The organism is Stenotrophomonas sp. P5_B8 (assembly GCF_054049855.1).
In genome coordinates, this window is sequence record NZ_JBFULO010000090.1 from 1 (window position 1) to 12010 (window position 12010).

Here is a 12010-nt window from a genome sequence, read left to right on the forward strand (position 1 = left end):
CACGGATGCCAATCGGCATGGTGCAGAGCCGGCCAGCGGCCGGCACTACCGGTCAATCGGTCAATCGGTCAATCGGTCAACCGGTCAACCGGTCAATCGATCAATCGGCCTGACGGCTGGCGCGCACGCGCCGCGCCACTTCGCTGCTGATCGCGATCACCGCGGTCAGCGCGGCCATCGACAGGAACTGCAGGCGGGTGTGCGATTCGGACAGCAGCAGGCCGAAGATCAGCGCCAGCACGCCCAGGCCGATCACGGTCAGATAGGGGTAGCCGGCCATGCGGAACGGCAGGCGGGTGCCATCGCGATTGGCGCGATGCCGCAGGATCAGCTGCGACAGCAGCGAGATCGTCCACACCAGCAGGCAGGTGGACCCCACGATGTTGAGCAGCACCGGCAGCACCCTGTCCGGAAACAGCAGCTCCATCACGGTGGCGGCAAAGCCGAACAGCACGCTGGCCAGCACCGCGATGATCGGCACCTGGCGCGGGTCGGCCCAGCCGAGCACGGCCGGTGCCTCCTGGCGCTGGGCCAGCGAATACATCATGCGTGAGGCGCCATAGAGGTTGGCATTGAGCGCCGACAGCAGCGCGATCACCGCGATCAGCGTGATCGCCGTGGCCGCACCGGGGATGTTGGCCACCTGCAGCACCGCGGCGAACGGCGACTTCAGCGCCTCGCTGGTCCACGGCACCACGGCGATGATCACGCTCAGCGAGCCGATGTAGAACACCAGGATGCGCCAGGCCACGGTACGGATGGCCCGCGCGATGCTGCGCTCGGGGTCTTCGGTTTCCGCTGCGGCCACCGCCACGATCTCGGTGCCCCCGAAAGCGAACACCACCACCAGCAGCGCCGCGCCCACGCCAGCCAGCCCCTTGGGCGCGAAGCCGCCATGCCCGGTGAAGTTGGACAGGCCCGGCGAGGCGACGTCCGGCAGCCAGCCCAGCAGCAGCGCGATGCCGATCAGGATGAAGGCGACGATCGCCACCACCTTGAGGATCGCGAACCAGAATTCGAACTCACCGAAGTTCTTTACCCCGAGCAGGTTGATCGCGGTGAAGAACAGCATGAAGGCCAGCGCGGCCATCGGCACCGGCACCGCCGGCCAGACGGTGGCCAGCAAACCGGCCGCACCCACCGCCTCGGCCGCGATGACAATGACCAACTGCACCCACCACAGCCAGCCCACCGTGGCCCCGGCGGTGGCGCCCATGGCATCGGCGGCGTACACCGAAAACGCGCCGCTGGTCGGCTTGGCCGCGGCCATTTCGCCGAGCGCGTTCATCACGATGATCACCAGCGCACCGGCGACCAGATAAGACATCAGCACCGCCGGGCCGGCGGCCTGCACGCCCACGCCCGACCCCAGGAACAGGCCGGCGCCGATGGCGCTGCCCAGGCCCATCATGATCAGCTGGCGGGGTTTGAGCGCGTGGCCCAGTCGGGTGTCGGCAGGCGCGGCGGCAGGCGTCGGAGTCTGGGATGCGGGCATCGGAATCGCAGGCGGGCAACAGGTGCGACACGATACCCTGTCCAGCCGGCCGGCGGGATAGGCCACAAGGCCCGCCCCGGCTCAGGTTTCGGCGCGCTCGCCGATCTGCGCCCGGTAGCCGCGCGGGGACACCCCGACCTCGGCCTTGAACTTGCGGGTGAACGCGCTCTGGTCGGTGAAGCCGCAGGCCTGGCCGATGCTGGCGATGCTGTCCGGCCCGTGCAGCAGGTGCACCGCCATCTGGATGCGCAGGCGGGTCAGCACCTGCTGTGGGGTCATCTGGAACACCTTGCGGAAGGTACGCTCCAGTTTGGACAGCGAGAACCCGGTGATGTCCAGCAGGGTCTGCATGCGCACGTTCTCGGCGTAATGCGCGTTCAGATGCGCCAGCGCCAGCCGCAGCTGCTCGTACTGGGTGCCCAGGCTGTCTTTCTGACCCAGGTCGCGCGAGATGCCGATCAGGCCCCTGATCTGCCCGTCCACCAGCAGCGGGCGCTTGCAGGTCAGGCACCAACCCGGCTCGCGGTTGGCGAACAGATGCAGCTCCATCAGGTTTTCGATCACCTTGCCGGCCAGGACCTGCYCGTCCTGGGTGGCGTAGTCGGCGCCCAGCCCGGTCGGGTAGATCTCCGCGGCGGTACGCCCGATCACCTCCTTGCGCGACTTCAGCCCGAGCCGGCGCAGCATGGTCTGGTTGATGTGCGTATAGCGCCCGTCGCGGTCCTTCATGAAGAACAGCACGTCGGGGATCGCATCGAACAGGGCTTCGATGTCGGCAGGTTCAACGCGCATGCGAGGGCGGGCGGCAGGAGGACACGCCGCCAAGGATACGCGCCCTGCCGCGCCCACCCAACGCCGCATGTGAAGCGCGGGTGCATGCAGCGCCCGAATTGAGCACCGGCGATTAACGGCGGCCGCGCCAGTGTTGGGCATTGCCTTCCCGCCAGCCCGGAGCCACCCATGGCCGCCAGCAAGCCCCGCACCAAGAACACCCCTCCTCCCGCCGACAGCCGTGGCGAAGGCGACGAACTGCACCAGCACGCCGGTGGCGGCCATCCCGCGCTGACCACCAACCAGGGCATCCCGGTCGGCGACAACCAGAACTCGCTGCGCGCCACCCCGCGTGGGCCCACGCTGCTGGAAGACTTCATCCTGCGCGAGAAGATCACCCACTTCGACCATGAGCGCATCCCCGAGCGCATCGTGCACGCCCGTGGCAGTGCCGCGCACGGCTACTTCGAACTGACTCGTTCGCTGCAGGAATTCACCCGCGCGCGCGTGCTCACCGAGGTTGGCGTGCGTACGCCGGTGTTCACCCGTTTCTCGACCGTGGCCGGCGGTGCCGGATCCGTGGATACCCCGCGCGATGTGCGCGGCTTCGCCGTCAAGTTCTACACCCGCGAAGGCAACTGGGATCTGGTGGGCAACAACATCCCGGTGTTCTTCATCCAGGATGCGATCAAGTTCCCCGACCTGATCCACGCGGTGAAGATGGAACCGGACCGCGCCTTCCCGCAGGCGGCCAGCGCGCATGACACCTTCTGGGATTTCATCTCGCTGATGCCCGAGTCGATGCACATGATCATGTGGGCGATGAGCGACCGCGCGATTCCGCGCTCGCTGCGGATGATCGAGGGCTTCGGCATCCACAGCTTCCGCCTGCTCAACGAGGAAGGCGAATCGACCTTCGTCAAATTCCATTGGCGGCCGAAGCTGGGCATCCAGTCCACGGTGTGGGACGAGGCGGTCAAGCTGCAGGGTGCCGACAATGACTTCCACCGTCGCGACCTGTTCGAAGCGATCACCGCCGGCGACTTCCCCGAATGGGAGCTGGCGGTGCAGCTGTTCAGCGAGGCAGACGCCGAGGCTTTCCCGTTCGATCACCTGGACCCGACCAAGATCATTCCCGAGTCGCTGGTGCCGCTGACGGTGATCGGGCGGATGGTGCTGGACCGCTGGCCGGACAACTTCTTCGCCGAGACCGAGCAGGTGGCCTACTGCCCCGCCAACGTGCCGCCGGGCATCGACTTCAGCAACGATCCGCTGCTGCAGGGGCGCCTGTTCTCCTACCTGGATACCCAGCTCAGTCGCCTGGGCGGGCCCAACTTCCACCAGATCCCGGTCAATGCGCCCAAGTGCCCGTTCGCCAACCATCAGCGCGATGGGCACATGCAGATGGGCATCCCGAAGGGGCGCGTCGCCTACGATCCGAGTTCGCTGCAGGATGACAGCCCGCGCGAAGTGGTCGATGGTTTCCCCAGCCACGCCACCGCGCCCGATGACGGGGTGAAGGGGCGCGTGCGGGCCGAGAGCTTCGCCGATCACTACAGCCAGGCGCGCATGTTCTTCCGCAGCCTGGAAGCACCCGAGCAGGCGCATCTGGCGTCGGCGCTGGTGTTTGAGCTGTCCAAGGTGGAAACGGTCAAGGTGCGCGAGCGCACGGTGAGCCACCTGCGCAACATCGACGAGTCGCTGGCCAAGCGCGTGGCCGCGGGACTTGCGATGCCGGCCCTGCCCGAGCCTGCGCCGACGGCCACGCCTGCACAGGATTTCCCGAAGGCGCAGGAAGTGCGCGTGATCGGCCGCACCAAGGACCTGCTCAAGGGCCGCTGCATCGGCATCCTGTTCGACGAGGGCTCCGATGCAGGCTTGATCAGCAACCTGCGCAAGGCTGCCGACAAGGCCGGTGCCAAGGTCAAGCTGGTCGCGCCGAAGATCGGCGGCGGCAAACTCAGCGACGGCAAGGTGCTTGCCGCAGATGGGCAGCTCGCCGGTACGCCGTCGGTGGTGTTCGATGCGGTGGCCGTGGTGCTCAGCAACGAGGCGGCCAAGCGCCTGCAGAAGGAATCGGCAGCGGTGGATTTCGTGGCCGACGCCTGGGCCCACCTGAAGGCGATTGCCGCCGATGAGGGCGCGCAGGCGCTGCTCAAGGCCGCGCGCGTGGGCAACGATGCGGGCGTGGTGGAAGCCGAGGACGCCAAGGGCTTCCTTGCGGCGGCGGCGACGCGGCAGTGGGCGCGGGAGCCGAAGGTGCGCACGCTGGCTTGATTCTCTTCCATCCCCACAGGAGACATCCCCATGCCGCGTGGTGACAAATCCAGCTACACCGACAAGCAGAAGCGCCAGGCCGAGCACATCGAAGAAAGCGAGAAGGAACATGGCCGCGGCGAGGACGCGGCCGAGCGCATCGCCTGGGCCACCGTCAACAAGCAGGATGGGGGTGGCAAGAAGCGTGCGCCGGTCAAAAAGGCGCCCACGACGTCGTCTGCGAAGACAGCGACTCGGAAGGCAGCCAAGACGTCGACCGCCTCGAAGGTGGCGAAAAAGGTGGCGGTGAAGAGGACCGCCGCCGGCAGAAGCGTAGCGAAAAAGGCATCGACGTCGGCGAAGAAAACTACGACGACATCAGCGAAGAAGACGACGACGAAGACGGCGGCAAAGAAGGCAACGAAGGCAACGAAGAAGACTGCGACGACGTCGGCCACAACGAAGACGGCCGCGAAGAAGACAGCTGCCGGCAAGACGGCGAAGAAATCGGCCGTGAAAAAGACAGCGGCGAAGAAGGCCCCCGCGCGCAAAGCCACCAGCAAAGCCGCCACAAAGAAGACGGTGGCCAGCACGTCGACAAAAAAGGTCGCAACGAAAACCGCGCGCAGGACCACCACGCGGACGCCTGCGAAAAACTCCGCCCGCTGAAGCGACAAAGGGATGCGGCAGCATCGCGCTGCCGCGTCTGTTGCAGGGCCGCCTTGGCCTGCCCCGCCGGGATCGTGCTCAGCGCGACGCGGGCGCCGATTTGCCCGCCGGCGGTGCCTTGGCCCGCACCGGCACCACCACCGACTGCATCCGCTTGATTGCCGAAATCGGCACCGCTTCTGCGCGGTGCTGTTGCGGCCACCACAGGAACACGAACGCGCTGCTGCTGCCCAGCAGCCGTGCATCACCGGCCAGCGGCGCGCTGTCGCCCGCCAGGTGCACCATGACCTTGCTGCCCTGCCCCGCGTCGCGGATGTTCTCGGCCTTGTTCATGGAGTAGATGGCCGCGCCCAGCGCCATGAAGCAGGCCACTGCGATGCACAGGCCGGTCAGCGGCCGCAGCCCGGAGATGTCCCAGCTGGTCAGCGGTGACTGCGAGAACAGCATCCGCCATCCCCAGTGCCGTGCGCGCAGCGCCTCCACCTTGGCCGRGTTGCGCCGACGCACGGTGTCCGGCCAGCCAGCCACGATGGCCAGCGCGATGCCGCCGGCCAGGATCCCCGCATAGGCCGGATCGCGCAGGCCGGCCACCAGGAAGTCGCTGATCTGCAGGTAGTCCAGGATGGAGAGCTGGAAGCGCAGGTAGAAGAAGTAGCTCGACCACAGCCCGAGCAGCGACAGCAGCACGTAACCGGCGCTCACGATCAACGCCGGTTCCTGGCGCAGCAGCCGCCACAGCACCATCACCACCGAATCTTCATTGCCCTGCACCACCGGCAGGACCGACCAGTCGGTGGGCGCCGTCTCGGCCGGTACCGTCGGCTGGCCGGCCCCCAGGTGCGCGATGGCCGGCACGTCGCCGTGGATGTCACCCTGATCCCTGCTTTCCATGCGTCCCCCCTGGTGAGCGCAGAGCATCGCCGAAATCGCGGCGGTGCGGAAGTCGGGGCCCGGGGTGTACGCGACCGCCCGGCAAGCCGCCGCGGTTGCGGGTCGGCCGATTCTCGAGGGCATCGGCGGTCGATGATCCACACAGGATTGACGCCTTCCATGATGCATCGGCGATACTCGCCTCACGCCGCAGGACGCGGCGATTCAAGGAACGATCATGCGCAGCGCTTCGCTACTGGCCATGCTGGCCGTGTTGTTACCTGCAACCGCGATGGCCCAGAGCGGCTGGCGCGACGCCGATGGCACACCGGTGCCGCAGACCGAGGCGGCCCGTTCCGAAGGCGGCTTCGCCGCGTCGCTGGTGATCACCGACGATGCCGACTGGCAGCAGAAGTGRGAAACGCCACCGGAGCACACCCCTTCGCTGCGCGGTGCCGACAGCGTCGGCCTGGGGGGCGAACTGTACGTGCTCACCCTGCTGTCCAATCCGATGCTGGACGCGAAGGGCGACACCAACGTCGTCTGCGGTGTTGAAATCCAGCGTCCCGACGGCAGCTACGACGCGCAGCACCCGCAGACGCCCTGCTTCAAAACCCGGCTGCACACCGATCCGACCCTGGTGTACATGACGGGCATGGTGGTGAAAATGCGGGTCGAAGCCGGTGATCCGCCGGGCGTCTGGACCGTGCGGATGAAGGTCAAGGACATCAACCGCAACGTCGAGCTGCCGTTGCAGTCCACCTTCGAGGTACGGGATCGCTGAGGCCCCGCGTCGGCGTCGGGCCAGTTCCGCCGCCACGCGTTCGCCGCGGAGGCGACCTGTGATCCGGATGCAGCGGCGTCCTGCCGCCGCATCCCTCCATCAGTCGATCAGGCCGCGCGCCGCACCGCCACGCCCAGCGCACTGCCCTGCTCCAGCTTGAACACCGCCACCGATTCGATCAACGCATGTGCCTGCTGTTCCAGCGCGCGGCTGGCCGCGGTGGCTTCTTCGACCAGTGCCGCGTTCTGCTGGGTCACCTGGTCCATCTGCACCACCACCTGGTTGACCTGCTCGATGCCGGCCGCCTGTTCCTTGGTGGCCGCGGCGATGTCGCTCATCAACTGATTGGTGCGCGAGCTGGCCTGGGTGAGGCGCGCGATCGCCGCCTCGGATTCCACGGTGACGCTCAGGCCGGTCTTGACCTTCTCGCTGGATGCGTCGATCAGGTCCTTGATCTCCTTGGCGGCAGTGCCGGCACGCTGTGCGAGCGTGCGCACTTCGCTGGCGACCACGGCGAAACCGCGACCGTTCTCGCCGGCGCGCGCCGCTTCGACCGCCGCATTCAAGGCCAGGATGTTGGTCTGGAAGGCGATGCCATCGATCACCGAGGAGATCTCGCCGATGCGCGCCGAGGAGGTGTCGATCTCGCTCATGACCTTGGCCATCTGCGCGATCGCCTGCTCGGTGGCACGTACCGCGGCACCGGCCGCGTGCGCTTCGTGGTCGGCCTGGTTGGCCAGTTCGGCGTTCTGGCGCACGGTGGAGGTCAGCTCTTCCATCGAGGCGGCMGCCTCTTCCAGGTTGGCCGCCTGCTGTTCGGTGCGGCGCGACAGATCGTTGTGGCCGGCGGCCAGTTCCTGCGCGGCGTCGTTGATGCTGCCGGCCGCGCCCTGGATCTGCTGGACGATGCCGGTCAGCTGCGCGGCGGTCACGTTGGCATCGTCGCGCATCTGCGCGAACACGCCTTCGTAATGACCGCTCATGCGCGAGGTCAGGTCACCGGTGGAGATGGCACGCAGCACCTGTGACAGGTCGGCGATGCTCGACTGCGAACTGGCCATCATCCCGTTGAGGTTGGCGACCATCGCGCGGAACTGGAACTGGAACGCAGCCTCATCACCGCGCACCGAGAAATCGCCGGCACGCGCGGCGCTGGCGAGCGTGTCGATCTGCTGGTTGATCGCCATCAGGCTGGCCTTGACCGTGGCCATGGTGCGGGTCAGCAGCGCCTTCTCGCCGGGGTAGCTGTCCAGGTCGCGACTGAGGTCGCCGACGGCATAGTCGGCCATCACATCGACCATGTGCGACTGCACGGCCACGTGCGAGCCGACCAGTTCATTGGTGGCGCGCAGCATGCGGCCGTAGTCGCCCGGCAGTGCGTCGGCATCCATGCGGTAGCTGATCGCACCGGCTTCGTGCTGCTGTGCCATCTGCAGCTGGGCGGTGATCGCGGCCTGCACGTTCTGGCGCACGCTGCCCATCGCATTGCCGAGCAGGGTCAGCTCATCACGACCGCCGAGGCGGAAATCCTGCTCCAGCTCGCCCTTGGCCATCTGGTCGGCCAGCCGGACCGCACGCGCCAGCGGCCCGGTCAGGCTGCGGCCGATCAGGATCGAGGCGGCAATGCCCACCAGCAGCGCGACGCCGCCCAGAACCAGCAGCTGCAGCAACGTGCGCTCGCCCAGGCGGATCGCTTCGGCGGCGGCTTCGCGGCTTTCTTTTTCTTCATACGTGACGCCATCGGCGAGCGCCTTGTTCCAGCCGCTGGCCGCTTCCTGCACCGGGCCCAGGGTCAGCGCGACCGCGCCGGGAAAGTCGCCCTGCGCCATCAGTTCGCTGGTCTGCTTGTTCAACGGGCGCGCAGTGGCGCGCCTGGCGGCAATGGCCGCGCCCATCTGCTTGCCCTGCGCATCGCTCGGCAGCGCCTGGTAGGCGGTCCAGCTGGCCTCGTAACGCTTGACCAGCGCGGCGATGCGCGCCTCATCGGCCTCACGCTCCTGGCCCTGGCGGATCAGCATCTCCCGGCGTACGACCATCATCTGGTTGTTGGCGTCGAGCATCTCCGAGAGCAGGCGCACCTTGGCCACGCCCACCTCGACCACCTCCTGCATTGCGTGCTTCTGCACCGCGCTGCCGGTGGCACCGGTGGCGACCACGGCCGCAACCAGCAGCAACAACAGGCCAAAGCCCGTACCTAGACGCCAGACGACGCTGACGTTCCTCAACAAATCCATGACTGCATCCAAACGTGGGGGGTGCCGGGTTATCGGCCCACGCGGACATGTTCTTGATCACACAGCCTTAACGGAACGGCGGCGGTTCACATTTGGGGAGCGTCGCTGGCGCGTACAACGCCAAGCGGGCCATGGGCACGCGCGCCGTCAGCCGTCCAATCCTAATGCCAGGCGCACCTGGTCGCAGGCGATGATCAAATCCAGTATCAGGCGCCMACTAACGTCCAGTTCGCCCTCGTACTCGGCGATGTTGCGCTGCTGATGGCACTTGTCCAGCACACGCCATACCTCCGGCCCCAAGGCGAGCGTATGCGGGAGTAGCTGGAAGACGATGTAGCGTTGCGCCGGGCGAAAGCCATGCTGTCGCAGCGCGCTCAGGCACAGCGCATGGGCCGCGTTGTAGGCCAGGTCGAAGCGGCTCTCCAGAGAAAGCGATGTGTTACGCGCGTCGTGCAACCGGGCGAGTCCTGATCGCTGCAACCCTTCGATTTCCCGGCGATCAGGCGGTTCGGCACTGAGTGATTTACCCGGTCCGGCCAGATTGTGCAGCGCTGAGATCATCATGTTCTCCAATGATCCAGATCTTGGGCTGCTCCAGCACACGCATCAAGAAGGAATTTTGATCGTGAATCCGCGATGTAAATTCAGCGCTTGAATACAGGGTCGGATTTACGGGGCGACCCAGCTTCAGTTCGGTCCCATCCAACGCTTGCATCACATCGGCATAGCCGAGGGTATCGGACAGGATCATCAGATCGATGTCGCTGCGCGCGGTATCGGTGCGCTTGGCCATGGAGCCATAGACGAACGCGGCGGCGATCTTGTCCTGTAGCGGCAGCAATGCCTCGCGCAGCGGTGCGGCCAGGCCGATGGTCTTCTGCACGATCGCCACCAGTTCGTCATGGATCGGTGCCTCGCCGTTGGCCTGGTAGCGCTTCTGGTTACCCGATGCCCTGACGCTGACCAGCCCGGCAGCAGCCAGCTTGGCCAACTCCCGCTGTACCGCGCCGGATCCCGCGCCGATCGATGCAATCAGCTCCGAAACCCCGAATGCGCGATGCGGCTGTCCGAACAACATCCCCAGCACGCGTTGCTGGGTCTGGGTGAAAAGAGCGTCGGCCAAGCCAGGTGATCGGTTGGACGACAGGCGACTTGAGGGAGATTTTGTACCCATATTGGGTACGTTAATACCCATATTGGGTATTTGCAAGCGGTCCGGGTTCCAGGCGCGTGGCGCTGGAACATCGAAAAGCCCCGCTTTCGCGGGGCTTCTGGATGTTGCGTCGGGCGTGTCCGGTGGGCGCTGCTTCCGAGCATGGCTCGGCACTACCACCGGCGCTGGCTCAGGCGAACGGGTCCTGCAGGACCATGGTGTGGTCGCGATCCGGGCCGGTGGAGACGATGCTGACCGGGCAACCGGCCAGCTCTTCCAGCGCGCGCAGATAGGCGCGGGCGGCCGGCGGCAGGTCGTCCCAGTTGGTGATGCCGTGGGTGTTTTCGGTCCAGCCCGGGAACTCCAGGTACACCGGGGTGCACTCTTCCCAGCCCTGCGCGTCCAGCGGGGCGTATTCGGTGCGCTTGCCGCGGTATTCGTAGGCGATGCAGACCTTCAGCTTTTCCATGCCGTCGAGCACGTCCAGCTTGGTGATGCACAGGCCGCTGATGCCGTTGATGGCCACGGCGCGCTTGAGCGCGACGATGTCCATCCAGCCGCAGCGACGCGGACGGCCGGTCGAGGCGCCGTACTCGGCACCGCSGTCGCGGATGCCCTGGCCGACTTCATCGTCCAGTTCGGTCGGGAACGGACCGCCGCCGACGCGGGTGGCGTAGGCCTTGGCAATGCCCAGCACGTAGTCGATCGCGTCCGCGCCCACGCCGGCACCGGCCAGTGCGCCGCCGACGGTGGTGTTGGAGCTGGTGACGTACGGGTAGGTGCCGTGGTCGATGTCCAGCAGCGCACCCTGGGCGCCTTCGAACAGCACGCGCTTACCCTGCTTGCGCAGGTCGTGCAGGATGCCGGCGACGTCGGACTTCATCGGCTCGACGTATTCGCCGAAGGCCAGTGCTTCGTCGTAGGTCTTCTGGAAGTCGACCGCGTCGGTCTTGAGGTAATTGGTCAGCACGAAGTTGTGGTAATCCAGCGCGGTGCGCAGGAGTTCTTCCAACTGGGCCGGGTAATGCAGGTCGGCGATGCGGATGCCGCGACGCGCCACTTTGTCTTCGTACGCCGGGCCGATGCCACGGCCGGTGGTGCCGATCGCCTTGCCGCCGGCAGCGCGTTCGCGCGCCTGGTCCAGGGCGATGTGGTACGGCATGATCAGCGGCGCGGCCGGGGAGATCTTCAGGCGCGAGCGCACTTCCACGCCGGAGGTTTCCAGCTCGGCGATTTCCTTCTGCAGCGCGGCCGGGGAGATCACCACGCCGTTGCCGATCAGGCACAGCGCGTCGGCACGCAGGATGCCCGACGGGATCAGGTGCAGCACGGTCTTCTTGCCATTGATGACAAGCGTGTGGCCGGCATTGTGGCCGCCCTGGAAGCGCACGACGGCGCCGATTTCCTCGGTGAGCAGATCGACGATCTTGCCCTTGCCTTCATCGCCCCACTGGGCACCCAACACGACAACTGACTGACCCATGACGGGTAACTCCTTGCTTTTGTGCGGCCATCGGGGCCGCGGGTTTGGGACCATGGCCGGGCGCGGACCATCACGGGGTGGCAGGCTCCAACGGGGAGCGCGCCGGCAATGGGGTACCCAGACACGGAAAAAGCCGGACGAGTGACTCTGAAACAGAGTGCCCGTCCGGCTTTTGTGCATTATCCGGGTTTCCGGTGGGGGTTGCCACCCCGGGGGCCGGCGGACTTCACCGGCCGGTCAGAACCGCCGCTTGGGTAGTGCCGGCCGCTGGCCGGCTCCAGGCCATCCCGGGAGC

10 protein-coding genes are annotated in these 12010 nt (G+C 66.7%); 2 read left to right on the forward strand and 8 right to left on the reverse strand.

What is annotated here, in order from left to right; genetic code table 11:
- Positions 1–100: 100 nt before the first annotated feature.
- Positions 101–1495: an amino acid permease gene (locus tag ACXJKH_RS07370; protein WP_457318936.1), complete on the reverse strand. Its 1395-nt coding sequence runs from the start codon at positions 1493–1495 to the stop codon at positions 101–103.
- A gap of 81 nt (positions 1496–1576) precedes the next feature.
- Positions 1577–2287, reverse strand: a complete 711-nt coding sequence (locus ACXJKH_RS07375) for a PAS domain-containing protein (protein ID WP_457318937.1) — start codon at positions 2285–2287, stop codon at positions 1577–1579.
- A gap of 168 nt (positions 2288–2455) precedes the next feature.
- Here ACXJKH_RS07375 and ACXJKH_RS07380 point away from each other — a divergent pair, with 168 nt between their 5' ends.
- Entirely contained in the window at positions 2456–4543 is a 2088-nt protein-coding gene (locus tag ACXJKH_RS07380; RefSeq protein WP_457318938.1) for a catalase, read from the forward strand.
- A 53-nt stretch (positions 4544–4596) separates the two neighbouring features.
- Here the strand turns inward: ACXJKH_RS07380 and ACXJKH_RS07385 are convergent, their stop codons facing one another.
- Positions 4597–5160 (reverse strand): hypothetical protein, encoded by a 564-nt coding sequence (locus ACXJKH_RS07385; protein WP_457318939.1) that lies wholly within the window; start codon positions 5158–5160, stop codon positions 4597–4599.
- Positions 5161–5269: 109 nt separating this feature from the next.
- On the reverse strand, positions 5270–6082 hold the full coding sequence (locus ACXJKH_RS07390) for a hypothetical protein (protein WP_457318940.1): 813 nt from the start codon (positions 6080–6082) through the stop codon (positions 5270–5272).
- A 217-nt stretch (positions 6083–6299) separates the two neighbouring features.
- Between ACXJKH_RS07390 and ACXJKH_RS07395 the strand changes: the two genes are divergently transcribed.
- Positions 6300–6845, forward strand: coding sequence for a hypothetical protein (locus ACXJKH_RS07395; RefSeq protein WP_457318941.1), 546 nt, complete (start codon positions 6300–6302; stop codon positions 6843–6845).
- A 107-nt stretch (positions 6846–6952) separates the two neighbouring features.
- Here the strand turns inward: ACXJKH_RS07395 and ACXJKH_RS07400 are convergent, their stop codons facing one another.
- The 4 genes from ACXJKH_RS07400 to ACXJKH_RS07415 form a co-directional block, all read right to left on the reverse strand.
- Positions 6953–9079 (reverse strand): methyl-accepting chemotaxis protein, encoded by a 2127-nt coding sequence (locus ACXJKH_RS07400; protein WP_457318942.1) that lies wholly within the window; start codon positions 9077–9079, stop codon positions 6953–6955.
- Between the two features lie 147 nt (positions 9080–9226).
- Positions 9227–9640, reverse strand: a complete 414-nt coding sequence (locus ACXJKH_RS07405) for a hypothetical protein (RefSeq protein ID WP_457318943.1) — start codon at positions 9638–9640, stop codon at positions 9227–9229.
- Complete coding sequence (locus ACXJKH_RS07410; protein ID WP_457318944.1) at positions 9603–10202, reverse strand: transcriptional regulator; 600 nt, start codon at positions 10200–10202, stop codon at positions 9603–9605. Before ACXJKH_RS07410 ends, ACXJKH_RS07405 begins: the two co-directional genes overlap by 38 nt.
- A gap of 220 nt (positions 10203–10422) precedes the next feature.
- Positions 10423–11715, reverse strand: a complete 1293-nt coding sequence (locus ACXJKH_RS07415) for an adenylosuccinate synthase (protein ID WP_457318945.1) — start codon at positions 11713–11715, stop codon at positions 10423–10425.
- Between the last annotated feature and the right edge of the window lie 295 nt (positions 11716–12010).